Here is a 25,716-nt window from a genome sequence, read left to right on the forward strand (position 1 = left end):
CGAGCGCGTTTTCCCGACGTTAATGTCCTGTTACGCGGCCGGTCCAGCGGGTGCTCTGGGCCGCAAACGCGGGGTGAATTCCAGACTCAGGAGTGCGAAGGCGACCAGCGGCACCGTCGATATCTGCACGAGCACATACCGCCGGTCGCCGAGGGCGTGGAATTTCCGCAGGTACCGGTACAAGGACTCCAGCGCGATCAGCGGGTCGAGCACATGAATCGCCGAGTAGCAGGCCTGCTGCACTCGGGTGCGCTCCTTCTCGGCGAAGATCTCCGGGAAGGCCGCGAACGCCAGAGACAACCGGCGAGCACCTTCGGCCTTCGCGAGCGTGATCATGTCGATCGTGAGGCGCTCGTCGATCCCGTTCGGCGCACCCGGCCGCCGCCACGGCACGTCGAGGGAGACATCGGTACCCCCTCCGGTGGTGGCGTATCGATGAAATCCCTGAACCACACCGCGATCGTCGCGGGCGATCATGAGCCGGATACCGGGATAGCGGCCAAGCAGCGCACCGTCGAGAATCATGGAGAATCCCCGCTCGAACCGACCTCCGTGTGAAAGTTCCATCACCTGTTGAAGTTCCGTGCGCAGGGCGCCGCCGAGACCCCGCTCGTCGACGATCTCGGTGGTGACCCCCGCATTGTGGGTGCGCTGGATGGCTTGCCGCAGGTTCCGATACCTGCGGCCCACCATCTCGAATGTCTGCACATCGATCACGACGTCACGGCCCACCGCGATGGCACGCAGCGGATGGCCCACGACCCGGGAATCGCTCCACAGTGGCAGGCGGCGCTCGCTGCAGCCCAGGATCGCGATGCGCCAGCCGTGCGACCGACACATTGCCGCGAAGTCCCTGATCAGGACTGGAAATCGTGACTCGTCACCGATCGGGTCGCCACCGACCACCGCGAAACCCGCGCGTGTCCGATAGGCGATCGCCGCGGTGCGGTCGGCGTTGAAGTAGTAGGACCTCAGCGAGTGCATCGCGAACACTGCCAACGGATCGTCGCTGGTCTTGCCGACCAGAGCCCCTATTTCGGCCAGCGCCTGGGGCTGCGCCGGCGCCGATGTCGGCCACATCAGGATGAGCCCTGCGGCGACGACCAACGTGTCTCCGGCGCCCTCGAACTGCAGGACATGCATGCCGAATGCGACGAGGACTGCTACTCCGGCCCACGCAGCGTGACCGTAGGTGACCGGACGGCCCAAAAAGATGCCGCGCGCGATGAACCCCACACAGAGCAGCATGGTGAGCGGCCACAGGATTTCGCCCAAGTCGGGCTGTTTCGGGTACCCCGAATGAGCGACCAGCAACACCAGCCATCCGGCAACGAACAGCACCGTCGCGGCACTCACGAAACGTGCGGGCCTCGAATCAGTATGCACCGCAATGCGTTCGGCAATGCGCACAGGCGCGGTAGTCGCCGACGGCTCTAACAACCAGCCACCTCCCCTGGCACTCGCCTTCAAAGCTCCAGGATACTCCCGCAACTACCAGCGGTCGGAGGGATCGCTTTTCCCGATGGCAAACCACAGAATCGGCCCGAAGATCGGAAAGACGAGCACGATGATGGCCCATGGCAACTTCTCGCCGTTGGGCTTCACGGGGTCCTTGATGATGGAAACGATGGTGATCACGGTGAGAACCAGCACCAAGAGAGAAAGAATACGAATCATGACCGCCCCGGGAAGTATTTGATAATGCCTTCCTGGATAGTACTGGCCAGCAACGCTCCTTCGCGATCGAAATAGCGCCCGGAGCCCATTCCGCGTCCCGCCGAGGCAACCGGCGACTCGGTGGCGTAGAGCACCCACTCGTCGAAGCGCAGCGGACGGTGAAACCACACGCTGTGGTTGATGGTCGCCGCGAAGATCCGGTCATAGCCCCAGGACAGCCCGTGGGTGGTGATGATCGAGTCCAGCACGGTGGTGTCGGAGGAGTAGACCAGGGCCGCACTGTGCAATACCGGGTCATCGGGCAGCGGCGAATGAGTCTTCATCCACACTCGATTATGTTCCAGCCGTTCAGCTTTCGCCTTAAGCACCCAGGCGGGGTCATTGTCGTACCGCCACTCGATGGGCTTGAGCGCCGCGACGAACATCGGCACGGTCTCCTCGTATCCGACCAGATGTTCGTCGATGGACGGCAACGTCTCCGGATCGGCCACCGCGGGCGGCTTCACCGCGTGTTCAAGCCCGGGCGAGTCCTTCAGGTAGGACACCAGCGCCGAGGACAGCAACAGATCGCCCTGGACCGCGTCAACCCGGCGATTGGCGAAACTGCGCTCGTCCCGCAACCGGTGCACCCGGAACTCGATGTCCTGCTCGGGGTCGCCACCGTTGATGAAGTGAGTCGATACGGCGGCCAGGGAGAGCTTCTCCGAGACGGTACGGCCGGATGCCACCACGGACTGTGCCATCAGCTGGCCACCGAAGGTGCGGGGCGGGTTCACCGTGGGGTGACCACCGATGAACAGGTCGGTCTCCGGGTTTTTCAGCTCCAGCAGCGCGAGTAGCTGTGCGAAATCAGGTGCGTTGCTGATGCTGATCCTCTTCCCTAGTGGTCGTCCTCACCGATCCGGTGCACGTGGATCAGGTTTGTCGAGCCTACTGTTCCCGGAGGAGCGCCCGCGACAATCACCACCAGATCCCCACGCTGATAGCGCTCCATCGCCAGCAATGCCGTGTCCACCTGCTGGATCATGCCATCGGTGGTATCCATGACCGGAACGATGAAGGTTTCGGTTCCCCAGGTGAGTGCCAGTTGGCTGCGCACTTCGGGCAATGGGGTGAAGGCCAGCACCGGCAACGGGGTGTGCAGCCGAGCCAGACGGCGCACGGTGTCACCCGATTGTGTGAAGGCGACGAGGGCCTTGGCGTTCAGGCGCTCGCCGATATCGCGCGCGGCATAGGAGATCACCCCACGCTTGGTGCGCGGCACATGCGTCAACGGCGGTGCGCTCACCGAGTGGCTTTCCACCGCGGACACGATGCGGGCCATCGTGCGCACCGCTTCCAGCGGGTACTTGCCCACCGAGGTCTCCCCTGACAGCATCACGGCATCCGCGCCGTCCAAAACAGCGTTGGCAACATCGGAGGCCTCCGCACGGGTCGGCCGCGAATTCTCGATCATCGACTCCAGCATCTGGGTCGCCACGATGACCGGACGGGCGTTCTCACGGGCGATCTGAATGGCGCGCTTCTGCACGATCGGCACGTCTTCGAGCGGCAGTTCGACGCCAAGGTCGCCACGGGCAACCATGATCGCGTCGAACGCCAACACGATGGCTTCGAGATTGGCCACAGCCTCGGGCTTCTCCAGCTTCGCGATCACCGGTACGCGCCGCCCGACCCGATCCATGATGGCGTGCACCAACTCGACATCGCTGGGCGAACGCACGAACGACAGCGCGATGAGGTCCACCCCGAGGCGCAGCGCGAATTCGAGGTCCGCGATGTCCTTGTCGGACAGCGCGGGCACCGAGACGTTCATTCCCGGCAGGGACAAACCCTTGTTGTTGCTGACCGGACCGCCCTCGGTGACGCGACACACCACGTCGTCACCCTCGATGGCCTCGACGGTCAGCCCGACCTTGCCGTCGTCGACCAGAAGCCTGTCACCGACTGCGGCGTCCACCGCCAACTGCTTGTACGTGGTGGAAACCCGGTCCGGGGTGCCGACGACGTCCTCGACGGTGATCCTGACCTGTTCACCGGTGGCCCAGTGCGCCGATCCGGTAGCGAACCGGCCCAGCCTGATCTTGGGCCCCTGCAGGTCTGCCAGGACGCCGACCGCGCGACCTGTCTCATCGGATGCCTTGCGCACCCAGCGGTAGTTCTGCTCGTGATCGGCGTGCTCGCCATGGCTGAAGTTGAGCCGTGCGACGTCCATCCCGGATTCGACGAGCGCGCGCACAAGCTCAGCGGAACCGGTCGCAGGGCCGAGGGTACAAACAATCTTTCCGCGTCTCGTCACGACTTTTGAGCATAGTCGCGGCGATACCTACTCACGAGTCGGTGCGGTCACGATTCACCCGCCGGTTACCTTCGTCGGTTTGCGTTGTCAGGAGGCCAGTTTCAGACCGATGATGCCGGCGACGATCAATGCCAGGCTGAGCAGCCGCCATACGTTGGCCGAGTCACCGAACAGCACGATGCCCAGGATCGCGGTGCCGACGGCACCCACACCGACCCAGATCGCGTACGCGGTGCCGACCGGCAGGCTCTTCATCGCGATGCCGAGCAACGCGATGCTGATGATCATCGATCCGACGGTGCCGACTGTCGGCCACAGCCGGGTGAAGCCCTCGGTGTATTTGAGGCCGATGGCCCAACCCACTTCGAGTAGACCCGCCAGAATGAGGACCAGCCAAACCATGAGAGATACCTCCACATTTCGGTGAGGCCGTCCCCTGGCGAAGAATTACCGGGTCGTCCCGGTCATTCCCATTCTCTCACACGTCAATCCCGGAGCTGGCGACCGTTCTTGTCGTCCACCTTGCCGCCGAAGATCAGGACGGCATCGACGATTCCCCAGACGACCGCGACGATTCCGAACGTCACGAGACCGATCAGGAGCTGAACGACACCCAGCAGGGTCTGGCCGATGTAGATGCGACCGAAGCCCAGGAACCCCACCAGGCCAAGCAGCTGCAGCAGGCCTGCGACCAGCTTCGACTTATCTGAATACGGGGCCCCGGTGGCCGGATCACGTCCGTAAGGCGCAGCAGGATCCCCATAAGGAGGCGGATACGGCAGGCCGGGCGGAGGCGGCACCGGCGGAGGCGTTCCGAAAGGAGGCGGAGTGCTCTCGGTCATTTCTCCACAATGCCAGAGTTCCCGGCCGGTTCGTCGGCCGATTCATCCACGGCGTCTTCTTCCGCTGCCTTCGGATGCTCGCCCTCGAGGGCCTCGCTCCCGGGGGCCTGGGTCGCCTGTGCGGTTTCCTCGGGGTCAGCGGCTTCGGTCTCGCCGGCGGGCTCCTCATCCGCGACCTCTGTCGGGGTGCCGCCCAGGGTGGCCGGGTCCTCGCGCCCCTTGGGGGCCAGCAGGATGTAGGCGACCGCGCCGAGGAACACCAACGTCGAGGTGAAGGAGTTGACGCGTATCCCGCCGAACTGCGTGGCCGGATCCACACGCATCAACTCGACCCAGAAGCGGCCCACACAGTAGGCCGCGACGTACATCGCGAACAGCCGCCCATGCCCAATCTTGAAGCGCCGATCAACGTAGATCAGCACCGCGAAAACCAGGACATTCCATAGCAATTCATACAAGAACGTGGGGTGGACAACTTGCGCCACCTCGCCGGTGGACACGCCGTTGAGGTTCAGCACGTCTACGGTGCCATCGGCCGAGCGCCGGTAGAACAGCTCCAGCCCCCAGGGCAAGGTGGTGGGCCCGCCGGTGAGCTCCTGGTTGAAGTAGTTGCCCAACCGGCCGATCGCCTGGGCCAGCACGATGCCCGGAGCGATCGCGTCTCCGAAGGCAGGCAGGGGAATCCCCCGGCGCCGACAGGCAATCCAGGCACCGACGGCGCCCAGCGCCACGGCGCCCCAGATGCCAAGGCCGCCTTCCCACACCGCAACCGCCTTGGCCAGACCCTTGCCATGCGGACCGAAGTAGGTCTGCCAGTCGGTCATCACGTGGTACAGCCGACCACCGACAAGTCCAAACGGCACGGCCCACAACGCGATGTCGTAGATCACGCCGCGCTCGCCGCCACGTTGCTCCCACCGGCGATCGCCGATGACCAGCGCCACGACGATGCCCGCGATGATGCACAGTGCGTAGGCGCGGATCGGGATCGGCCCCAGATGCCAGACCCCTTGGGGCGGGCTCGGGATGTATGCCAGATTCACGACTGTCACAGTGTTTTCCTCGACCTCATGCCCTTCGCACCCCGGTAGCCAGTTCTTCAGTCAGGGTACGCACCGCGGCGGCACCTTGTGGGGCCGCCGCCACCAGCGCCGAACCGACGATGACGCCGTCGGCGTACGCCGCGATCTCGGCGGCTTGGACACCGGACCGCACACCGAGGCCGACCCCGACCGGAATGTCGGAGACCTCGCGAACCCTGCTCACCAGGGTGGGAGCGGCATTCGAGACCGCATCGCGAGCACCGGTGACGCCCATGGTCGAGGCCGCATAGACGAAGCCGCGGCATGCCCCGATCGTCATCGCCAGCCGTTCCGGCGTGGATGAGGGCGCGACGAGGAAAATCCGGTCCAGGTCGTGCGCGTCCGAGGCCGCGATCCAGTCTTCGGCCTCGTCGGGGATGAGGTCCGGGGTAATGATCCCGAGGCCTCCGGCCGCGGCGAGGTCACGCGAGAACGCGTCCACTCCGTACCGCAGCACCGGATTCCAGTACGACATCACGACGGCATGTCCGCCGGCATCGGTGATGGCGCGGACCGTGGTGAAGACGTCCGCGACCCGCACCCCGGTGGCGAGCGCCGTCTCCGCCGCGGCGGCGATCATCGGGCCGTCCATCATCGGATCCGAGTAGGCGATCCCGACCTCGATGATGTCGCACCCGCTGTGCACCAACGTGGTCATCAGTTCGATCGAGGTGTCCAGGTCCGGGTACCCATTGGGCAGGTATCCGATCAACGCGGCGCGCCCTTCGGCGCGGCACTTGTCGAAGACCTCGGTCAGACGGCCGGGTTGTGTCATGACTGGCTGCCGCCCTTGTCCAAGAGGTCGAACCACTTGGCCGCCGTCTCCACGTCCTTGTCACCGCGACCCGACAGGTTCACCACGATGACGGCACCCTCACCCAGTTCCGCCCCGAGCTTGAGTGCGCCGGCCACGGCATGAGCCGACTCGATGGCAGGGATGATGCCCTCGGCACGCGAGAGCAACAGGAAGGCGTCCATGGCCTCGGTGTCGGTGACGGGACGGTAGTCCGCACGACCACTTTCGCGCAGCCAAGCATGCTCGGGACCAACTCCCGGGTAGTCCAAACCTGCGGAGATGGAATGCGATTCGACGGTCTGGCCATCGTCGTCCTGCAAGAGGTACGAGTAGGAACCCTGGAAGGCGCCCGGTGTGCCCCCGGTGAATGTGGCTGCGTGTCGCCCGGTTTCGACGCCATCGCCCGCGGCCTCGTACCCGACCAGCCGTACCGCCGGATCGTCGATGAAGGCGTGGAACAGACCAATAGCGTTCGATCCGCCGCCGACGCAGGCAACGACCGCGTCCGGCAGCCTGCCGACCTGGGCGAGCACCTGAACGCGCGCCTCCATGCCGATGATGCGCTGGAAATCGCGGACCATCACCGGGAAGGGATGCGGCCCGGCTGCGGTGCCGAAGCAGTAGTAGGTGTTGTGTGCGTTGGTCACCCAGTCGCGCATCGCGTCGTTGATGGCGTCCTTGAGGGTCTGCGACCCCGACTCCACCGACACCACCGTCGACCCCAGCAGCCGCATCCGCGCGACGTTCAGCGCCTGCCGCGCGGTGTCGACCGCGCCCATGTAGATCACGCATTCCAGGCCAAGAAGTGCGCACGCGGTAGCGGTAGCGACGCCGTGCTGCCCCGCTCCGGTTTCCGCGATGACACGAGTCTTGCCCATCTTCTTGGCCAACAGCACCTGACCGAGAACGTTGTTGATCTTGTGAGAACCCGTATGGTTCAGGTCTTCTCGCTTGAGCAGGATGCGCGCACCGCCGGCATGGGCGCTGAGCCGCTCGGCCTCGTACATGGGCGACGGACGGCCCACGTAGTGCGTCTGCAACCGGTCCAGCTCGTCGAGGAACGAGCGGTCGGATCTGATCTTCTCGTAGGCCGCGGTCACTTCCTCGATGACAGCCATCAGCGCCTCGGCCACATATCGACCGCCGTACGGACCGAAATGTCCACGGGCATCGGGATCGTGCACGGTGGGCTCGGCGATCGCAGCACTCATCTGCGGCAGGCCGGAGTTCTTCATGTTGGAGCCACTCACGCGAGAACTGTCGGGCATCGTCTAGCGAGCCGGTTTGGGGCAGGACGGATGCGTGCCCGCAGTCACCAAATCTGCGACGGCGCCACGCGGATCGCCGCTGGTGACCAGCCCCTCGCCGACCAGCACGGCGTCGGCTCCGGCGCCGGCATAGGCCAGCAGATCAGCGGTCCCACGGATTCCCGATTCAGCGATGCGGATGATGCCGCTGGGCAATCCGGGAGCGATACGCGAGAAGCAATCCCGGTCGATCTCAAGAGTTTTCAGGTCGCGGGCGTTGACGCCGATGACCGATGCGCCCGCGGACAGGGCACGGTCGGCTTCTTCCTCGGTGTGCACCTCCACCAAGGCGGTCATGCCGAGCGATTCGGTGCGGTCGAGCAGTGAGACCAGCGCCGTCTGCTCCAGGGCCGCGACGATCAGCAGGATCAGGTCGGCGCCATGCGCGCGGGCCTCGTGGATTTGATACGGGCTGACGACAAAATCCTTGCGCAACACAGGAACTGACACTGCGGCGCGTACCGAGTCGAGATCGTCGAGACTTCCGTGGAAGCGCCGCCCCTCGGTGAGCACGCTGATGATGCGCGCTCCCCCGTCTTCGTAGGCCTTGGCCAGCTCGGCGGGATCACTGATATCCGCGAGCGCGCCGCGCGACGGACTGGCGCGCTTGACCTCGGCGATCACGGCGATGCCCGGCTCCCGCAGCGCGGCCATGACATCGAGCGGCTTGGGCGCCGCCTTGGCTGCCGCCTTCACGGTGGCCAGATCCAGAACGGCTTCGCGAGCGGCGACATCGGCGCGCACGCCATCGAGGATCGAATCGAGTACGGTTCCCGAACTCATGACCTCGACGATTCCCTTCTTTGCGGCGCCCCCGCACCTGCGCACTCGAACTTCACAGAAGGGTAGCCGCTGTGGGGTCCCACGAGAAAACCGGGTCAGGTCGGACCGACCGTTGGGTCCTGGCCGTCGTCGAGGCTGTCCCACATGACTCGCTCGCTCTGCGTCTTGTCGGCGGCACCGGCGCCCTCAGACCGTCGTGCCGCCGGGGTCTGGTACTTGGTGTCAGAGGCGCCGCTGGCGGCCCGCAGCAGCGTGATGGCGGCCACCACCGCCACCGCGGCGGCGATCAGCGTGGTGGCGGCACCACCGGAGAGTCGATCGGCGCCTATCAGGGTCGATACCTGGATGTGTGTGACCTCTGCGGCGTGGGGCCCGACATCGCGAACGGCCCAGAGGCCGACCCCGAGATAGGCCGCGCCGGCACCGATCGCCGCCACCAGGACCGCCAGGACGCGCAAGGCCCAACCGCGGATCGCGAGCGTCGCGATGGCCGCGGCGACCAAGGCGACGGCCAGCGGAACCAGGGCCGCGGACCAGTCGGCACCGGATACCGACAGTGTCTTGGGCTCGCCCAAACCGTCGAAGGAACGCAATCGCACCCAGGTGAGCTTCGAGGCCGCCCATAGCCCGCCTGCGGCGATCACCAGCAGCCCCGCGCCCGTCAGAAGCTGCTTTCGGCCCGGATTCTTGCGGGCCGAATCAGACATCCGCGGCGCCCGTGAGGGTTTCGGCCGCGGCGATGGCGTTGAGTACCGCGGTGGCCTTGTTCCGGGCCTCGTTGTATTCGTACTCACCCTTGGAGTCGGCGACCACACCTCCGCCGGCCTGCACATAGGCACGACCGTCCTTGAACAGCGCGGTCCGGATCGCGATCGCGAAATCGGCATTGCCGGCGAAGTCCAGGTATCCCAGGACTCCCCCATACAGTCCGCGGCGCGTGAGCTCGACTTCTTCGATCAGTTCCATGGCACGAACCTTCGGTGCCCCCGACAGCGTCCCGGCCGGGAAGCACGCGGTGATGGCGTCCAACGCCGTCTTACCGTCGGCCAGCGAGCCGGTGACCGTGGACACCAGGTGCATGACGTGGCTGTAGCGCTCGATATGGCTGTAATCGCTGACTTTGACGGTGCCGGGGGTGCACACCCGGCCGAGATCGTTGCGTCCCAGGTCGACCAGCATGAGGTGCTCGGAGAGCTCCTTTTCGTCGGCGAGCAGATCCTTGGCCAGCAGCGTGTCTTCCTCGTCGGTTGCGCCACGCCAGCGCGTTCCTGCGATGGGATGGGTGGTCGCCACCCCGTCCTTCACCGTGACCAGGGCCTCCGGACTTGATCCGACGATCGAAAATGCCGTACCGCCATCGGAATCCGGTGCGTGAAACAGATACATGTACGGGCTGGGGTTGGTGACCCGCAGAATCCGGTACACCTCGAGGGGATCGACCTTGGTTTCCATTTCGAAGCGCATGCTCGGCACCACCTGGAACGCCTCGCCCGCCTCGATGTCGCCGACCAGTTTGGCGACGATCGCGCTGTACTCCTCGACAGAGCGCTGACTGCGATATGTCGGCGCCGGCCGGTCGAAATGCGCGACGGTGGACGGCAGCGGCTGACTCAGTGCCGCGGTCATCACGTCGAGCCGTGCGACGGCACCGTCGTAGGCCTCGGCCACGCGCTCCGGGGTGTCATCCCAGTTGACCGCATTGGCGATCAGCGTGATGGTGCCCTCGTGGTGGTCCACGGCCGCCATGTCGGTGGCGAGCAGCAGAAGCAGATCCGGAAGTCCAAGGTCGTCGGTCGCGTATTCCGGCAGCCGCTCCAGCCGCCGGACGATGTCGTAGGCCAGGAAGCCGACCATGCCGCCCGACAGCGGTGGCAGGTCGGAGAGCGACTCGCCCGCCAGCAAGTCCATGGTGGCGCGCAGCGCCTCCAGTGGGTCACCGCCGGCGGGAGCCCCTTCCGGAGTCGCCCCCAGCCAAGCAGCCTGACCGCCACGCACCGTCAGCGCCGAGGGCGATCCGGCACCGATGAACGACCACCGAGACCATGACCTCCCATTCTCTGCTGATTCGAGCAGGAAGGTGCCCGGACGGTTGGCGCCGAGCTTTCGGTAAGCCGAAAGTGGAGTCTCGCTGTCTGCCAGTACTTTTCGAGTCACCGGCACCACCCGATGCACCGCCGCCAGGGCGTTGAACTCTTCCCTGGTGGTCGTGGCTGCGCCGCTGACAGTGCTATGCATGGACCACATTCTCCCAGACCCCCGCCAGCCGATTCGGTGATGCCACCGGGGGCGGCAACGCGTGGGCCTAGCCCTCGTACGCCTTCAGGGTCGCGACGAGTCGTTCCAGGCTGGCGATGACCGAGTCCCTTTCGTCCCCCAGTCCAGCTAGGGCCTCGCTTTCGATGCCCAGCTTTTCGGGGAAGGAACCGTCAACGACCTTACGCCCGCTGTCGGTCATGCTGATGATGGCCGCCCGGCGGTCATTCGCATTCGCCTGTCGCTGCACGTATCCGCGTTCCTCCAGGCGGCGCAACGTCCTACTCACCCACGCCTGCGACACACCGAGCTCCTCGGCGATGTGGCGGGCTATGACCGGGCCCTTGCGATAGCGAAGAACGACGAGAATGTCGTGTTCGGGCTCGGCGATGGGTATGGAGGCATTGAGCGGCTCGACAACCCGGGCCAGGAGCCCCGACGCCCGCTTCAACAAACCGATCAGTTCCATCGATGATGTATCGAGGTCCGGCCTGTGCTGCGTCCAGTCGCGGGCCGTAATGGAGTTCTCGTGGACAGCCATCGTGCCTCTCGGTCTGGGTGTGCCAGGTAAACGCGGGTCGCGCCCAGGCTATCGAAAACCACGCCCGCACCATCCGCAGCTCGCAAAACATCCCCCGCGACGCAGTGATTTTATTCCCCAACCGCCCGTACCAATCCCTGAGACATGGATCTCAGCGGAGAGATTCACACCTAATACATAACTTGTATAGTATCTGTCACGCATGAGGCCGCTTCCGCTCTCGCAAACCTCACAGGGCGAGACGTACCGAGCGGCAGGCTCGTCGGCCGTCGCCAGTGACGACCATGTTCCACACCATTCGGCAAGCAACGGGGCAAGCCGATATCTCCCGGATGTCACGGGCCCTGCGGGTCATGAACCTCGAAAGGTGCAGCCATGAGCGTTTCCAGAAGCCGTCGTGTGCTCAACAAGATCTGGTTGCCCACGTTGGCTCTCGTCGTACTCACCACCGCGGGGTTGGCCATCAAGTTCGCGCACGGCGTGTTCGGCTCGCAAGACCGAACGCACAGTCCCGGAGGCAATTTCGCGGTCGTGCAATTCAATCCCAAGAACATCGTCTACGAGGTGTTCGGTGAGTACGGCGGGTGGGCGCGGGTCAGCTACTGGGATACCAACAACAGGCCTGTCGACGTCCAGCCCACATCCCTGCCCTGGACGCATACGGAGACAACTGTTCTGACCACCGCGACCGGAGACATCACCGCGCAGGTGGCCGGCGGAAATGTCGGTTGCCGTATCACCGTCGACGGATTGGTGCGCTCAGAACACACCGCAACGGGTGAGCACGCGGGCGTCTGGTGCCAGGTGCTGTCCGCATGAGCACGCACTCCGCAGAGAAGCCGCTGTTCGCCAGGTTCATTCGGAAGTACTCGATACTTGTCGTGCTCGCGTGGGTCGCGTTCACCGTCCTGGTGAACACCGTGGTGCCGCAGCTCGAACCGGTCACCGACGCCAATCAGGGCCCACTGGTGCCGCTCGATGCACCGTCATCGAAAGCGTTGATCCACATTGGTGAGTCATTCAAGGAGTCCGACAGCAACAGCTTGGCAATGGTCATCCTGGAGGGTGACCACAAGCTGAACGACGCCGACCACAAGTTCTACGACGTATTGGCCAGCAAGCTCGAAAACGACAAGAAGCATGTCCAGTACGTGATGAACCTGTGGGGTCAGGGCACCACCGCTGCCGGCGTGCAGAGCTCGGACGGTCAGGCCGCATACACGCTGGTACGAGTCGCCGGGGATCAGGGCTCGACCGTATCCGATGAATCGATCCGCGCTGTGCGCGAACTGGTCTCCGAGGTACAGCCTCCCAACGGGGTGAAGGTCTACGTTTCCGGCTCTGCCCCACTGTCCACGGACATGCTCCAGGTGGGTAACCAAAGCATGATCCGCCTGATGTACGTGACCATCATCATCATCACGGTGATGTTGCTCATCGTCTATCGTTCCGTCGCAACGGCTTTCCTCACGCTGCTGATCGTGATGGTGGAACTGTCTTGTGGGCGAGGCGTTGTCGCGTTCCTGGCCTACCACAAACTCATCGGCATCTCGGTGTTCGCATCGAACATCCTGGTGTCGCTGATTCTCGGCGCAGGCACCGACTATGCGATCTTCTTGATCGGCCGGTACCAGGAGGCGCGCCACGCCGGTGAAGACAGGGAAACCGCGTATTACTCAGCGGTCAAGGGTGTCTCGCATGTCATCCTCGGTTCGGGCCTGGCTATCGCGGGCGCGACATTCTGCCTGCAGTTCACGCGCCTCAACTACTTCAACACCATGGGCCTGCCCTGCGCGGCAGCCACGCTCGTCGCTGTCGCCGCCTCCCTGACCTTCGGGCCCGCCGTGTTGGCGCTCGGTAGCCGCTTCGGGGTTTTCGAACCGAAAGTCAAGGCAAGCCACGGCATATGGCGCAAGGTCGGCACCGTCACCGTGCGGTGGCCGGGGCGCATACTCGTGGTGAGCAGCGTGGTGGTGATGATCGGTTCCATCACGCTTCCGTCATACAAGCCCAACTACAACGACCGGATCTACATCGCCGACGACGTACCGGCGAATCAGGGATACGCGGCCGCGGACAGGCATTTCCCGGTGAGCAAGCTCAACAGCGACATGCTCATGATCGAATCCGACCACGACATGCGCAATTCCACGGACATGATCGCGTTGGACAAAGTAGCGCGCGAGGTGTTCCACACGCCAGGAGTCGCGATGATCCAAAGTGTCACCAGGCCTTTGGGCACACCGTTGGAGCACTCATCCTTCACGTACACGATGGGGACCATGGGAACCAAGATCAACGAGTTGATCCCATTCCTCACCGATCTCACCGATCGCTTCACTCAGATGGCCGATATCACCGATCGCATGGCTGCCCTGATGCGACAACAGCAGGAGCTCACCGGACAGCAGGCGGGCGCCTCGCATATCTCCCTCAAGGGAGCGCAGGAGTTGAAGGACGTCACCGTCACCATGCGGGACACCCTGGCCAATTTCGACGACCAATTCCGGCCGCTGCGCAATTACTTCTACTGGGAGCCGCACTGTGCGGACATCCCGATGTGCTGGGCGATGAGATCGCTGTTCGACATGACCGACCAGGTCGACTCGATGACCGACGCGGTCGACGACAGCCTCAAGGCCGCCGTGATCCAGGACGCCGTCACACCGCAGCTGGTCGACGTCATCGGCAAGAGCGCCGCCGAACTGGACAACATGAGAAAGGTGGTACTCACCGAACAGAGCACCATGCGGCCGATGCTGACGCAGATGAACGAACTGGGCCGCCAGATGATGGACCTCGGGTATGCCTTCGACAGTTCGAAGAACGATGAGTTCTTCTATCTGCCGCCCGAGGCCTTCGACAACCCGTACTTCCAGATCGACCTGAAATACTTCGTTTCACCGGACGGTAAGTCCGCGCGTTACATGATTTACCACGACGGCGAGGCGCTGAGCCCGGAAGGCATCGATCACGCCCAGGCCTACCTGCCTGCTGCCAAGGAAGCGTTGAAGGGAACGACGCTGGCCGGATCACGGGTCTATCTGGGCGGCGCCGCGGCGACCTATTGGGACATCCAAGACGCCACCAAGACCGATCTACTGATCGCGGCGATCGCTGCATTCGCCTTGATCTTCCTGGTGATGCTGTTGATCACCAGGAGCGTGGTGGCAGCGCTCGTCATCGTCGGCACGGTAGCGTTCTCGTACTCCGGCGCTTTCGGCCTTTCGGTGCTGGTCTGGCAGCACTTCCTCGGCATACCGTTGAGCTGGCTGAACCTGCCCATCACCTTCATCATCCTGGTGGCGGTGGGGTCGGACTACAACCTTCTGCTGATCTCGCGCTATCTCGAGGAAAGCAAGGCCGGGTTGAACACGGGCCTGATCCGGGCGGTGGCCAACTCGGGCAAGGTGGTGACCACCGCGGGCATTGTGTTCGCAACCACGATGATGGCCATGCTCTCCAGCGACCTGCTGTCGGTGGGCCAGCTGGGGTCCATCATCGGGCTCGGCCTGCTGTTGGACACGCTCATCGTGCGCTCGTTCATCACGCCCGCGATCGCCCGGCTCCTGGGCCCGCTGTTCTGGTGGCCACGGCTGATCCGCTCGCGCCCCGCACCCGCGCAGTACAGGTGAGTCACGTTTCCCACCAATTGTTTTCGCCCGGCGGTACATGTTCCACTGAAACTCCCACACGGTACCGCCGGGCAGGAACACCGTCACGTTCTTCGATGACACCGCACACCTCATCGGGTCGACCACATCCAGACCGCTCAACCGTATCGAACATACGTTCTATCAGTCAACGCCTTTAGCGTACGGGGGTGGCCGACGAATGCTTGTTCTGCGGAATCATCTCCGGCGAGTTACCCGGCGTGCGGGTGGCCGAGGACGCCGACACGTACGCATTCATGGATATCAACCCGGGCTCGGATGGACATCTACTGGTGGTTCCCAAACGGCACAGCAGGGATCTGCTGGAGATACCCGCCGTTGACCTCAGCGCGGTGGCCGTCACCGCGCAGCGGATAGCCAAAGCAGTGGTTTCCGAGCTCGGCGCCGACGGGGTGAACCTCCTGAATTGCTGTGGCGCCCAGGCCTGGCAGACGGAGTTCCATTTCCATCTGCACGTGATTCCCCGGTATGCCAACAGGGCCAAGGATGGACTGCGGCTGCCGTGGACGCCCGGTGTGCGCGGCGACATGCGCGCCATCGCTGACCTGGGACACCGGCTGGCCACCGCGCTGGCGTAGCGTTCGACTCATGAAACCTGGTGATCGCGTCGCCGACTTCGAGCTTCCGGATCAGACCGGAACCACCCGCAGCCTGTCGGCTCTGCTGGCCGACGGCCCTGTCGTGCTCTTCTTCTACCCCGCCGCCAATACCCCCGGCTGCACCGCCGAGGCCTGCCATTTCCGGGATCTGGCAAGCGAATTCAAGGAAGTGGGCGCCTCGCGGGTGGGCATCAGCGTCGACTCGGTGGAGAAGCAGGCCGACTTCGCCGATAAGCGCAAGTTCGACTACCCGCTGCTCTCGGACACCGGCGGCAAGGTTTCCACGGCCTTCGGCGTCAAGCGCGGCCTGTTGGGAAAGCTCGCCCCGGTCAAGCGGACCACGTTCATCATCGGCACCGACAAAACGGTGCTCGAGGTCTTCGCCAGCGAACTGAACATGAACGCCCACGCGGACAAGGCCCTAGAGTTCCTCCGCGCCCGCAAGTAGCTCGTCGGCATCGAAGCAGCTGTGCGCACCGGTGTGGCACGCCGGTCCGGTTTGATCGACTTCCAGAACCAGCGTGTCCCCGTCGCAGTCCAGCCGCACCGAGTGCACATACTGGGTGTGCCCCGAGGTCTCGCCCTTGACCCATAGCCGCTGGCGAGAACGCGAGAAGTAGGTGCCCTGCCGGGTGGACAACGTCAGGGCCAAGGCCTCGTCGTTCATCCACGCCACCATCAGCACGGTGCCGGTGCCGTGTTCCTGAACCACCGCGGTCACCAGACCTGCCGCATCGCGTTTCAGGCGCGCGGCAATCCCGGGATCCAGCTCGGTCATCGCACCGTGATCCCCTCTGCGGCCATCGCCGCCTTCACCTCGCCGATGGTCAGTTCCCGGAAATGGAAAACGCTGGCCGCCAGCACCGCGTCGGCGCCGGCCTTCACCGCGGGCGCGAAATGTCCCACTGCACCTGCGCCGCCGCTGGCGATCACCGGAACGTCGACCGCGGCACGCGCCGCGGCAATCATCTGCAGATCGAATCCCGCCTTGGTTCCATCGGCATCCATGGAATTGAGCAAGATCTCCCCTACACCCAACTCTGCTCCGCGACATGTCCATTCGATCGCATCGATGCCGGTGCCCCGGCGTCCGCCATGCGTGGTCACCTCCCACCCCGACGGTGTGGGCGCATCGCCCTCGCGGACTCGGCGTGCGTCGACGCTCAGCACGATGCACTGCGATCCGAATCGCTGCGCCAACTCCGCCAGCAGTTCCGGACGCGCGATGGCCGCGGTATTCACCCCAACCTTGTCCGCACCGGCACGCAGCAGCACGTTGACATCGTCGACCGACCGCACACCGCCACCGACCGTCAGGGGAATGAACACCTGCTCGGCGGTGCGCCGGACCACATCCAGCATGGTGGCCCGTCCTGACGAGGACGCCGTGACGTCCAGGAAGGTGAGCTCGTCCACGCCCTCGGCGTCGTACGCCGCGGCCAGCTCGACCGGATCCCCCGCATCCCGCAGGTTTTCGAAGTTGACGCCCTTGACCACTCGACCGTCGTCGACGTCCAGGCAGGCGATGACACGGGTAGCAACACTCATCGGTAGTCCTCCGGATCTCCGACCTCGGCCAGCACTGCCAGGATCTGTTCGTGCACGCCGGGCGAGGCCACCAACACCGACGGCGACTCCGGTGTCCACGGCTTACCGGCGAGGTCGGTCGCGTGACCGCCGGCGGCCTGCACCAAGGCGATTCCGGCGGCGTGATCCCACACGTGCGCACCGAAACTCACCGCTGCGCCCAAGATCCCGCCCGCAGTGAACGCCAAATCGATTCCGGTGCTGCCGTGCATCCGCAGCCGAGACGTGACGCGGCTCAGTTTCTCCAGCACCGTCAGCCGGTAGCGGCCGGGTACCCGACCCTTCCAATCGACGTTGAAGGTGCCCAGGCCCACTGCCACGTCCGCGAGATCGGCAGGCGGCAGCGGAGGCATCGCAACGCCATTGCGCATCAGCGGGCCTCCAGCGACCGCGGTGTACTTCTCCCCCATGAACGGCAACCAGGTCAAACCCGCCACCGGAACGCCGTCGGACATCAGACCCAACAGGATCGCGGCCATCGGCGAGCCGGCCGCGTAGTTGACGGTGCCATCGATGGGGTCGACCACCCAGACCAGCCCGGAATCCACTGGAGGGCCACCGAATTCTTCTCCGTGTACACCGATTCCGGTGCGCTCGGTCAGTGCTTCGACCACCATCCGCTCGATGGCCAGATCTTCCTCGGTGGCGAAGTCCTTGCCGCCCTTGAACACCACACCATCGGCCCCATGCCCGGCCACAAAGCGCTGAGCCGCCGCATCCAGAATCACGGACGCCTCGCGTACCAGCGCTTCCAGTTCAGCGGTCGTGGGCATGTCAGGAAACGGCGGCTATCGCATCGGGCAGGGTGAAACGCCCCGCGTACAGAGCCTTACCGACAATTGCGCCCTCGATGCCTGCGCCGGTCAATTCCGCGATGGCACGCAGGTCGTCCAGGCTCGATACCCCGCCGGAAGCGATGACGGGAGCGTTCGCGACACCCGCGACCTGTGCCAGCAGCTCGAGGTTCGGCCCGGTGAGGGTGCCGTCCTTGGTCACGTCGGTCACCACGTAGCGTGAACAACCTTGTGCGCGTAGACGTTCAAGAACCTCCCAGAGGTCGCCGCCATCGCTGACCCAGCCCCGGCCACGCAGGCGGTGTTCACCGTCGACGATTTGGACATCCAGCCCCACGGCCACGCGTTCGCCGTGCCGGGCGATCGCCGAGGCACACCACTGCGGGTCCTCCAGTGCTGCGGTGCCGAGATTGACCCGCGCACAGCCGGTGGCCAATGCCGCGGTCAACGACTCGTCGTCGCGAATACCGCCCGACAGCTCCACCTTGACGTCGAGCTCACCCACCACCTGTGCGAGCAGCTCGCGGTTGGAACCACGACCGAATGCCGCATCGAGGTCCACCAGGTGAACCCACTCGGCACCGTCGTTCTGCCACGCCATCGCCGCATCGCGCGGCGAGCCGTACGTGGTTTCACTACCCGCTTTACCCTGCACGAGGCGCACGGCTTGACCGTCGGCGACGTCGACCGCCGGCAATAGAACGAGACTCAAGAGATTCCCTTCACCCAATTACTCAACAACACGGCCCCCGCATCGCCACTCTTCTCCGGATGGAACTGGGTGGCAGCAAGTGGCCCATTCTCCACCGCCGCGATAAACGGAACATGATGAGTTGCCCAGGTCACCAGCGGCTTGGCGATCGGTGACTCGCTCGGCGTTTCCAGCTCCCACTTCTGCACGGCGTACGAGTGCACGAAATAGAAGCGGCTGTCCGCATCCAGGCCAGCGAACAGCTCAGACCCTGGCGCCGCCTCGACGGTGTTCCACCCCATGTGCGGTATCACCGGAGCATCCAGGCGACTGACCACGCCGGGCCACTGGCCGCATCCCTGCGTGTCGACGCCGAACTCGATCCCATGGCTGAACAGAATCTGCATACCGACGCAGATACCGAGCACCGGACGGCCGCCGGAGAGCCGGATGTCGATGATGCGCTCACCGTCGATGCCGCGCAGTCCCTCCATGCATGCCGCGAAAGCACCCACTCCGGGGACCACCAGGCCGTCGGCGTTCAGCGCGGCATTGGCATCGGCGGTCACCGTGACGTCCGCGCCCACCCGTTCCAGCGCACGTTGCGCCGACCTGAGGTTTCCCGAACCGTAGTCGAGGACAACGACCTTCGGCCCCGCACCCGTCACAGGCTGCCCTTGGTCGACGGCACGCCGGTCACGCGAGGATCGGGCTCGACGGCTTGGCGCAGCGCACGGGCCACCGCCTTGTACTGAGCCTCGGTGATGTGGTGCGGGTCGCGACCGTACAAGGTGCGGACATGCAGCGCGATCCGGGCGTTGAGCGCCAACGACTCGAACACGTGCGCGTTGATGACGGTGTGATACGGAACCGAGGAGCCTGCAATGGTGGTGTGCAGCAGGTGTTCCGGTTCGCCGGTGTGCACACAGTAGGGGCGGCCCGATACATCCACCACGGCGTGGGCCAACGTCTCGTCCATCGGGATGAAGGCATCGCCGAACCGGCGGATTCCCTTCTTGTCCCCCAGAGCCTCCGCGAGTGCCTGTCCCAGCGTGATGGCTGTGTCCTCCACCGTGTGGTGGGCCTCGATCTCGGTGTCGCCCTTGGCCGTGATCTTCAGATCGAAACTGGCGTGGGTGCCCAGCGCGGTGAGCATATGGTCATAGAACGGCACGCCGGTGTCGATGTGCACCTGGCCGGTTCCGTCCAGGTTCAGTTCGACCACGATGTCCGACTCACGGGTGGCACGGGCAATCCGCGCGACGCGATCAGTCATGACTCTCCTTCCAGGTCCGTCACAGCCAGGCTGTCGCTGACTTTCAAGAACACGTCATTCTCGCTCGCCAACCCGACGGTGACGCGCAGGTAACCGGGTATCCCTACGTCCCGAATGAGTACACCGGCATCGAGGTACCGCTGCCAGCTCACCGCGGAATCGGCGAACCGGCCGAAGAGGATGAAGTTGGCATCGCTGGGAATGACGCGGAATCCGCTGGCCGACAACGCATCAGAAACCCGGATACGCTCCGCAACCAACGTCGCGACACTTCCGAGGGTTTCGGCGCGGTGTTTCACGGCGGCGCGAGCGGCAGCCTGGGTGAGCACCGAGAGGTGATACGGCAACCGCACCAACAACAGCGCGTCGATGACCGCCGGCGCCGCCACCAGGTAGCCGAGCCGTCCACCCGCAAAGGCGAAGGCCTTGCTCATGGTCCGGCTCACGATCAGCTTCGCCGGATACTCGTCGATCAGAGTGATCCCGCTGGGCGCCGCAGAGAATTCGCCATAGGCCTCGTCCAGAATCACCACCCCGGGAGCCGCGTCGAGGAGCTGGCGCAGATCCTCCAGCGGAACAGACTGTCCCGTCGGGTTGTTAGGGCTCGTCACGAACACGACGTCGGGCTGACGCTCCCGCACCGCCGCGACGGCCGCGCTGATATCCAGCGAGAAATCCTCCGAGCGCTGCGCCTGCAGCCATTCGGTCTGGGTTCCGTCGGAGATGATGGGGTGCATCGAGTAGGACGGCGTGAACCCCAACGCCTTGCGGCCCGGCCCCCCGAAGGCCTGCAATAGTTGTTGCAGCACCTCATTGGAACCGTTTGCCGCCCAGACATTCTCGGTGGCAACGGGCACGCCCGTCTGCTCCGTCAGATACCCGGCCAGGTCCGCACGCAAGGCCACCGCATCCCGATCCGGATAACGATGCAGAGCCGCGGCAACCAATCGCACCGAATCCGCCACATCGTCGACGAGGCCGGCCGATGGTTCGTGCGGATTCTCGTTCGTGTTCAGCCGCACCGGCACGGTCAGCTGTGGTGCGCCGTAAGGACTCTTGCCGCGCAGGCCCTCTCGCAGCGGCAGGTCCTCCAGTCGGGCCGCACCGCCGATCAGGCCACTCATGATCGCTCGAACCTGCGACGAACGGCCTCCCCGTGCGCGGGCAGATTCTCGGCGTTGGCGAGCGTGATCACGTGCCCGGAAACCTCTTTGAGGGCGGCCTCGGTGTAGTCCACGATGTGGATGCCGCGCAGAAAGGTCTGTACAGACAACCCACTGGAGTGCCGCGCGCATCCGGCGGTGGGCAACACGTGATTGGACCCGGCGCAGTAGTCGCCGAGACTGACCGGAGACCACGGACCCAGGAAGATCGCCCCGGCATTACGGACCCGTGCGGCCACCGGGACCGGCTCGGCCGTCTGAATTTCCAGATGTTCGGCCGCGTAAGCATTGACGACCTTGATTCCGGCGCTGATGTCGTCGACCAGGACAATCCCCGATTGGGGGCCGGTCAAGGCGGCGGTCACTCTCTCGGCGTGCACCGTCGCCCGCAATTGTGCGGCCGTCTCTGTCACCACGGCATCGGCCAGCGTCTCGCTGGTGGTGACGAGCACACTCGCCGCCAGTACATCGTGTTCGGCCTGGCTGATCAGGTCGGCGGCCACGTGCACCGGGTCGGCGGTCTCGTCGGCGAGGATCGCGATCTCGGTGGGGCCTGCCTCGGCATCGATGCCCACCAGCGAGCGGCACAACCGCTTGGCCGCGGTCACGTAAATGTTGCCGGGTCCGGTGATCATGTCGACGGGTGCCAGCTCGTTGTCGTCGGTATCGGTACCGCCGTGCGCCAGTAGCGCGACACCCTGCGCACCACCAACCGCCCAGATCTCCTCGACACCGAGCAAGCGCGCGGCCGCGAGAATGGTCGGGTGCGGCAGACCGCCGAACTGCGCCTGTGGCGGCGAGGCGATGACGAGCGATCCCACCCCGGCGGTCTGTGCCGGGACGACGTTCATCACGACACTCGACGGATACACGGCGTTTCCGCCGGGGACGTACAGACCCACGCGCTCGACCGGTACCCACCGCTCGGTGACGGTGGCGCCGTCGGCAACGGTGGTCACCGTGTCCTGACGGCGCTGATCGGCGTGCACGGCCCGTGCGCGCACGATGGCTACTTCAAGCGCGTCGCGGACCGCCGGATCCAGCTCGTCTAGGGCACGCTCCAGTTCAGCGGCCGGTACCCGGACGGTCGCGGGCCGGACCCCGTCGAACTGTGCGCAGTACTCCAGCGCCGCCTCGGCGCCGCGGTCGCGAACGGCTTCTACGACGGGGCGCACCGTCGGCAGCACGGCATCGACATCTGTGCCGCCCCGCGGGAGGGCAGAACGCAGATGGGACGGGGACAGGCTCGCACCACGCATGTCGATACGGCGAAGCAGCGAGGAGCCGCTTACACGAAGAGCGTCCGATGGGGTGGGTCCGTCAGTCACATAAGCCATTGTCCCAGAGCTGCTCAACACCATTTACCACGCAGTCACCGGTTGTGTGTGACGCACGTCTAACTAGACTCATCCGGAGCTCAGCACGAGGAAACCCGCACCTACTTCCCAACGATCGGAACATCGATGTCAGCAAACAATCAGCCCGGCGTTCCCATGCTCATGCCCGAGTGGCTTGAGCGCGCGCAAATCAAATACATGAACCCGCTGATGGCTCCCATCTCACGTTTCCTTCCTTCCTTCGCTACCGTCACGCACTTTGGCCGCACCTCTGGCACCAGGTACGAAACCACGGTGAACGCATTTCGCAAAGGCAACTCGGTATCCATTGGACTGATCCACGGCAAGACCAACTGGACCAAGAACGTGATCGCCGCCGGCGGCGCCGATATCCGGCTGTTCGGCGGCAAGCAGATCCGTGTGGTCAATCCGCGCATCGTGGAGCAGGGGCAGGGCGACCCCGCGCTGACCAGGTCCACCCGTCAGTTGAACAAGCGGGCGGGCGTGTTCGTGGCCGATATCGCGGAGTAATCCCGCTGTTCGACGCCCCCGGTCCCGAGCGTCTGTCCCGGGGGCGGCGACGTCAGGCCCCGGGGGTGAGGAACTCCTGCTCCGGACGTCCGGTGGTGCCGTATCGCAACCGCATCTCCACCTCCGAATTCCCCACCAGCGAGGCGAGATAGCGTTGCGCCGTCGCACGCGAGATCCCGACTGCCATCGCAACCTCGGCCGACGACATCGGCGAGGGTGATTCTCGAATCGCCTGCAGCACAAGCCGTTTGGTCGGCGAAGAGACGGTGGCGGGGCGCGGGGCGCTCGCGACCGGCCGCACTGATTCCAGCGCGGCGTCTATCTCGGCCGTGCTGAGCTCATCGCCGGCGAGGATCTTCCGGTACCGCGCATACGCAGTCAGCCGAGACACCAGCGCGGCATTGGAAAACGGCTTCACCAGGTAGCTCAACGCCCCGGCGATCAGAGCTTGCCGGATGGTTGCGCCCTCGGCCGCGGCGGACAAGATCATCGCGTCGCACCGTAATTCCCGTACGAACTCGACGCCGGAACCGTCCGGAAGGTATATGTCGACCAATGCCAGATCGACAGCGGTCTTGGCCACCACATCCCGCGCCGCACCAACACTGTGGGCAGTCTCGACAACCGTGAAGCCCGGCACCGCGCCGACTATCCCCGCGTGCAAGTTGGCCACCCGAAAGTCGTCGTCGACGATCAGAATGCTGATATCCGGTTCGCTCATTCCGTCTCCTTTCCCGTGTGCTCCGACATGACCGCCGGCATCCGCGCCATGAACTCCGCGCCCGGCAGCTCCGCCGAGGAACCCGCCGGAGCCGACAACCACACGTCACCACCCAACCCTCTGGCGATCTGACGGGACAGCGCCAGCCCCACGCCGCGGCCACCCGGCACCGCGGCAGCCTCTTTTGTCGAAACTCCCTCGGCGAAAATGTCATCCGTCATCGATTCCGCGACGCCGTCACCGCTGTCGGCCACGGCGATGTGCAGCGTCGAGCCGTCCTGAACCACCTCCACCTCGACCCGCCGCCGGGGCTGCGAACCGGTCCGTGCCGCGTCGATCGCGTTGTCGATCAGATTGCCCAGCACCGTCGTGACGTCAACCGGATGCGTAAGAGTGCCCGATACCCAGGTGTTATCCCCCAGCGACAGCGTCACACCCGCCTCGCGAGCATTCGCGGTCTTCGCCGCGACAAAGGCCTGCAGGTAGGGATCACCCAGTGTCTCGATGTCCGGAAGCGCGGTACCCAGCGGGCCGGTGCCGAGCAGTTCGTCGAGGAAGGCCGCCGCCTCCCGTGTCCGGTGTGCGTGCACCAGGCCGCTCAACAAGTGCAAGCGATTCGCGAATTCATGTCGCTGGGCCCGCAACACAACGCTCATCGACTGCACCGCGTCCAGCTGGCGAGTCAGCGATTCCACATCCGTTCGATCCCGCACGGTGAGCACCGCTCCCAGTTCGCGGCCTTGCCTGGCCACGGGCCGTGCCGTCACCACGACCACGCGGTCATCCACCGTCGCCAGCACCGGAACCCCGGACTTTTCCCGAAGCACCGCCAGAATCCTTGGCGTCAAACCGATATCGCCAACCTGCCGGCCCGAGACGTCGCCCAGCCCCAGCAAGCGCGCAGCCTCGTCGTTGACGACGGTGGTCCGCCCTTCGACGTCGGTGGCCAACACCCCCTCCCCGATCCCGTGCAGGACAGCATCCTGTTCGCGCACCAATTCGGCCAACTCGGCGGGCTCCAGATCGAGCGTGAGGCTGCGCCACCGACGGGCCAAGAGCACCGAACCCGCGATCCCGAACAAGAAGGCCGCCCCGGCGATCCAGCCCGCGATCCGCAGATCCGAGAACAGGCGGTCGCGCACCGCCAGCGTGGACACGCCGACACTGACCTCCCCCACCACGGTTGTCGAGCCAGGCTGCCGCACGGGAACTTTGGCGCGTACCGAATCGCCCAGCGTGCCGGTTTCCTCGATGACGACGTCGCGACCAGCCAGGGCGCCGGAGGGGTCGGTGCTCACCGGGTGGCCCAGACGTTCTTCAGTGGGATGAGCCAACCGAATGCCGTGCTCGTCGGTGATCACCACGAACAAGGCATCGTTACGCTCCTGCACCTCGGTCGCGATGCGCTGCAACTGCCCGTCCGAGAGTTCGGCGGTAAGAGCGGCGCCCGGGGTCGGCGTGCCCCGCGCGTATTCGGCTACCCGGTCCTGCACCTCGGGCATGGCCGCCACCGTGCCCGCAATCGCCAGGGCCCGCTGCCCGTACTCGGAGGAAAGCCGCCGATCGCCCACCACTGCCAGCACGGCAAATGCCAGGCCCAGCGCCAGAAAAACAACCGCAACCTGCAGGAGCAGCACCTGTGTGCGCAATCGCAGCACGGTGCGTCTCCCGGAACCCATGGGCCAGAGCGTAGGCAGGCCCGTGCGCAGAATGCGCAAAACTGAGGAAATCGGCGTTTTGCGCGACTAGTGCGCACAAGCAGA

The 25,716-nt window shown here is 65.0% G+C and carries 28 protein-coding genes; 5 read left to right on the forward strand and 23 right to left on the reverse strand.

Going from position 1 to position 25,716, the window contains the following annotated elements:
* Positions 1–30 precede the first annotated feature (30 nt).
* From MYCSP_RS11910 to MYCSP_RS11970, 13 genes are all read right to left on the reverse strand, one after another.
* Positions 31–1,440 (reverse strand): bifunctional lysylphosphatidylglycerol flippase/synthetase MprF, encoded by a 1,410-nt coding sequence (locus MYCSP_RS11910; protein WP_088413852.1) that lies wholly within the window; start codon positions 1,438–1,440, stop codon positions 31–33.
* Positions 1,441–1,491: 51 nt separating this feature from the next.
* Positions 1,492–1,677: a PLD nuclease N-terminal domain-containing protein gene (locus tag MYCSP_RS11915; RefSeq protein WP_083013241.1), complete on the reverse strand. Its 186-nt coding sequence runs from the start codon at positions 1,675–1,677 to the stop codon at positions 1,492–1,494.
* The gene (locus MYCSP_RS11920; RefSeq protein WP_207547378.1) at positions 1,674–2,543 is read right to left on the reverse strand and encodes an acyl-CoA thioesterase II; all 870 of its coding nucleotides are present in this window, start codon (positions 2,541–2,543) and stop codon (positions 1,674–1,676) included. The genes MYCSP_RS11915 and MYCSP_RS11920 overlap by 4 nt, the downstream gene beginning before the upstream one ends.
* 14 nt (positions 2,544–2,557) lie before the next feature.
* Positions 2,558–3,976, reverse strand: a complete 1,419-nt coding sequence (gene pyk, locus MYCSP_RS11925; RefSeq protein ID WP_070910222.1) for a pyruvate kinase — start codon at positions 3,974–3,976, stop codon at positions 2,558–2,560.
* A gap of 87 nt (positions 3,977–4,063) precedes the next feature.
* Entirely contained in the window at positions 4,064–4,378 is a 315-nt protein-coding gene (sugE, locus tag MYCSP_RS11930) for a quaternary ammonium compound efflux SMR transporter SugE (protein WP_070910707.1), read from the reverse strand.
* Between the two features lie 83 nt (positions 4,379–4,461).
* The gene (locus MYCSP_RS11935; protein ID WP_083013240.1) at positions 4,462–4,818 is read right to left on the reverse strand and encodes an NINE protein; all 357 of its coding nucleotides are present in this window, start codon (positions 4,816–4,818) and stop codon (positions 4,462–4,464) included.
* On the reverse strand, positions 4,815–5,870 hold the full coding sequence (lgt, locus tag MYCSP_RS11940) for a prolipoprotein diacylglyceryl transferase (protein ID WP_088413853.1): 1,056 nt from the start codon (positions 5,868–5,870) through the stop codon (positions 4,815–4,817). Before lgt ends, MYCSP_RS11935 begins: the two co-directional genes overlap by 4 nt.
* A gap of 16 nt (positions 5,871–5,886) precedes the next feature.
* Complete coding sequence (trpA, locus tag MYCSP_RS11945) at positions 5,887–6,675, reverse strand: tryptophan synthase subunit alpha (protein ID WP_070910225.1); 789 nt, start codon at positions 6,673–6,675, stop codon at positions 5,887–5,889.
* Entirely contained in the window at positions 6,672–7,931 is a 1,260-nt protein-coding gene (gene trpB / locus MYCSP_RS11950; protein ID WP_083013364.1) for a tryptophan synthase subunit beta, read from the reverse strand. The genes trpA and trpB overlap by 4 nt, the downstream gene beginning before the upstream one ends.
* Positions 7,932–7,967: 36 nt before the next feature.
* Positions 7,968–8,786, reverse strand: a complete 819-nt coding sequence (gene trpC, locus MYCSP_RS11955) for an indole-3-glycerol phosphate synthase TrpC (RefSeq protein WP_083013238.1) — start codon at positions 8,784–8,786, stop codon at positions 7,968–7,970.
* A 95-nt stretch (positions 8,787–8,881) separates the two neighbouring features.
* A complete protein-coding gene (locus tag MYCSP_RS11960; RefSeq protein WP_083013237.1) occupies positions 8,882–9,493 on the reverse strand; it encodes a TIGR02234 family membrane protein in 612 nt (203 codons plus the stop codon).
* Positions 9,486–11,021, reverse strand: a complete 1,536-nt coding sequence (locus MYCSP_RS11965; RefSeq protein ID WP_083013363.1) for an anthranilate synthase component I — start codon at positions 11,019–11,021, stop codon at positions 9,486–9,488. Before MYCSP_RS11965 ends, MYCSP_RS11960 begins: the two co-directional genes overlap by 8 nt.
* A 67-nt stretch (positions 11,022–11,088) precedes the next feature.
* Complete coding sequence (locus tag MYCSP_RS11970) at positions 11,089–11,580, reverse strand: MarR family winged helix-turn-helix transcriptional regulator (RefSeq protein WP_070910229.1); 492 nt, start codon at positions 11,578–11,580, stop codon at positions 11,089–11,091.
* A 375-nt stretch (positions 11,581–11,955) separates the two neighbouring features.
* Here MYCSP_RS11970 and MYCSP_RS11975 point away from each other — a divergent pair, with 375 nt between their 5' ends.
* From MYCSP_RS11975 to MYCSP_RS11990, 4 genes are all read left to right on the forward strand, one after another.
* On the forward strand, positions 11,956–12,399 hold the full coding sequence (locus tag MYCSP_RS11975; protein WP_070910230.1) for an MmpS family transport accessory protein: 444 nt from the start codon (positions 11,956–11,958) through the stop codon (positions 12,397–12,399).
* Positions 12,396–15,215 (forward strand): MMPL/RND family transporter, encoded by a 2,820-nt coding sequence (locus MYCSP_RS11980; protein WP_088413854.1) that lies wholly within the window; start codon positions 12,396–12,398, stop codon positions 15,213–15,215. Before MYCSP_RS11975 ends, MYCSP_RS11980 begins: the two co-directional genes overlap by 4 nt.
* 188 nt (positions 15,216–15,403) lie before the next feature.
* On the forward strand, positions 15,404–15,832 hold the full coding sequence (locus tag MYCSP_RS11985; protein WP_088413855.1) for an HIT family protein: 429 nt from the start codon (positions 15,404–15,406) through the stop codon (positions 15,830–15,832).
* Positions 15,833–15,842: 10 nt separating this feature from the next.
* Entirely contained in the window at positions 15,843–16,301 is a 459-nt protein-coding gene (locus MYCSP_RS11990) for a peroxiredoxin (protein WP_070910233.1), read from the forward strand.
* On the opposite strand, the gene hisI is transcribed toward MYCSP_RS11990, so the two are convergent.
* From hisI to hisD, 8 genes are read right to left on the reverse strand one after another with little or no spacing between them, the layout of a single operon-like run.
* Positions 16,275–16,631, reverse strand: coding sequence for a phosphoribosyl-AMP cyclohydrolase (gene hisI, locus MYCSP_RS11995; RefSeq protein ID WP_070910234.1), 357 nt, complete (start codon positions 16,629–16,631; stop codon positions 16,275–16,277). The genes MYCSP_RS11990 and hisI overlap by 27 nt on opposite strands.
* A complete protein-coding gene (hisF, locus tag MYCSP_RS12000; RefSeq protein WP_070910235.1) occupies positions 16,628–17,401 on the reverse strand; it encodes an imidazole glycerol phosphate synthase subunit HisF in 774 nt (257 codons plus the stop codon). Before hisF ends, hisI begins: the two co-directional genes overlap by 4 nt.
* Positions 17,398–18,213 carry an inositol monophosphatase family protein gene (locus MYCSP_RS12005; RefSeq protein WP_083013234.1) on the reverse strand — a complete coding sequence of 272 codons (816 nt, stop codon included), beginning with the start codon at positions 18,211–18,213 and terminating at the stop codon, positions 17,398–17,400. The genes hisF and MYCSP_RS12005 overlap by 4 nt, the downstream gene beginning before the upstream one ends.
* 1 nt (position 18,214) lies before the next feature.
* The gene (gene priA, locus MYCSP_RS12010; protein ID WP_070910237.1) at positions 18,215–18,946 is read right to left on the reverse strand and encodes a bifunctional 1-(5-phosphoribosyl)-5-((5-phosphoribosylamino)methylideneamino)imidazole-4-carboxamide isomerase/phosphoribosylanthranilate isomerase PriA; all 732 of its coding nucleotides are present in this window, start codon (positions 18,944–18,946) and stop codon (positions 18,215–18,217) included.
* A complete protein-coding gene (gene hisH, locus MYCSP_RS12015; RefSeq protein WP_070910238.1) occupies positions 18,943–19,593 on the reverse strand; it encodes an imidazole glycerol phosphate synthase subunit HisH in 651 nt (216 codons plus the stop codon). Before hisH ends, priA begins: the two co-directional genes overlap by 4 nt.
* A complete protein-coding gene (gene hisB / locus MYCSP_RS12020) occupies positions 19,590–20,201 on the reverse strand; it encodes an imidazoleglycerol-phosphate dehydratase HisB (protein WP_070910239.1) in 612 nt (203 codons plus the stop codon). Before hisB ends, hisH begins: the two co-directional genes overlap by 4 nt.
* Positions 20,198–21,325: a histidinol-phosphate transaminase gene (locus tag MYCSP_RS12025; protein WP_083013233.1), complete on the reverse strand. Its 1,128-nt coding sequence runs from the start codon at positions 21,323–21,325 to the stop codon at positions 20,198–20,200. The genes hisB and MYCSP_RS12025 overlap by 4 nt, the downstream gene beginning before the upstream one ends.
* On the reverse strand, positions 21,322–22,701 hold the full coding sequence (gene hisD / locus MYCSP_RS12030) for a histidinol dehydrogenase (protein ID WP_088413856.1): 1,380 nt from the start codon (positions 22,699–22,701) through the stop codon (positions 21,322–21,324). The genes MYCSP_RS12025 and hisD overlap by 4 nt, the downstream gene beginning before the upstream one ends.
* 156 nt (positions 22,702–22,857) lie before the next feature.
* Here hisD and MYCSP_RS12035 point away from each other — a divergent pair, with 156 nt between their 5' ends.
* A complete protein-coding gene (locus MYCSP_RS12035; protein ID WP_070910242.1) occupies positions 22,858–23,232 on the forward strand; it encodes a nitroreductase family deazaflavin-dependent oxidoreductase in 375 nt (124 codons plus the stop codon).
* A gap of 52 nt (positions 23,233–23,284) precedes the next feature.
* On the opposite strand, the gene MYCSP_RS12040 is transcribed toward MYCSP_RS12035, so the two are convergent.
* Entirely contained in the window at positions 23,285–23,953 is a 669-nt protein-coding gene (locus MYCSP_RS12040; protein WP_083013232.1) for a response regulator, read from the reverse strand.
* Complete coding sequence (locus MYCSP_RS12045) at positions 23,950–25,632, reverse strand: sensor histidine kinase (protein WP_235629473.1); 1,683 nt, start codon at positions 25,630–25,632, stop codon at positions 23,950–23,952. The genes MYCSP_RS12040 and MYCSP_RS12045 overlap by 4 nt, the downstream gene beginning before the upstream one ends.
* Positions 25,633–25,716: the final 84 nt, after the last annotated feature.

Source organism: Mycobacteroides saopaulense, assembly GCF_001456355.1.
In the GTDB taxonomy this organism is placed as follows: Bacteria; Actinomycetota; Actinomycetes; order Mycobacteriales; family Mycobacteriaceae; genus Mycobacterium; species Mycobacterium saopaulense.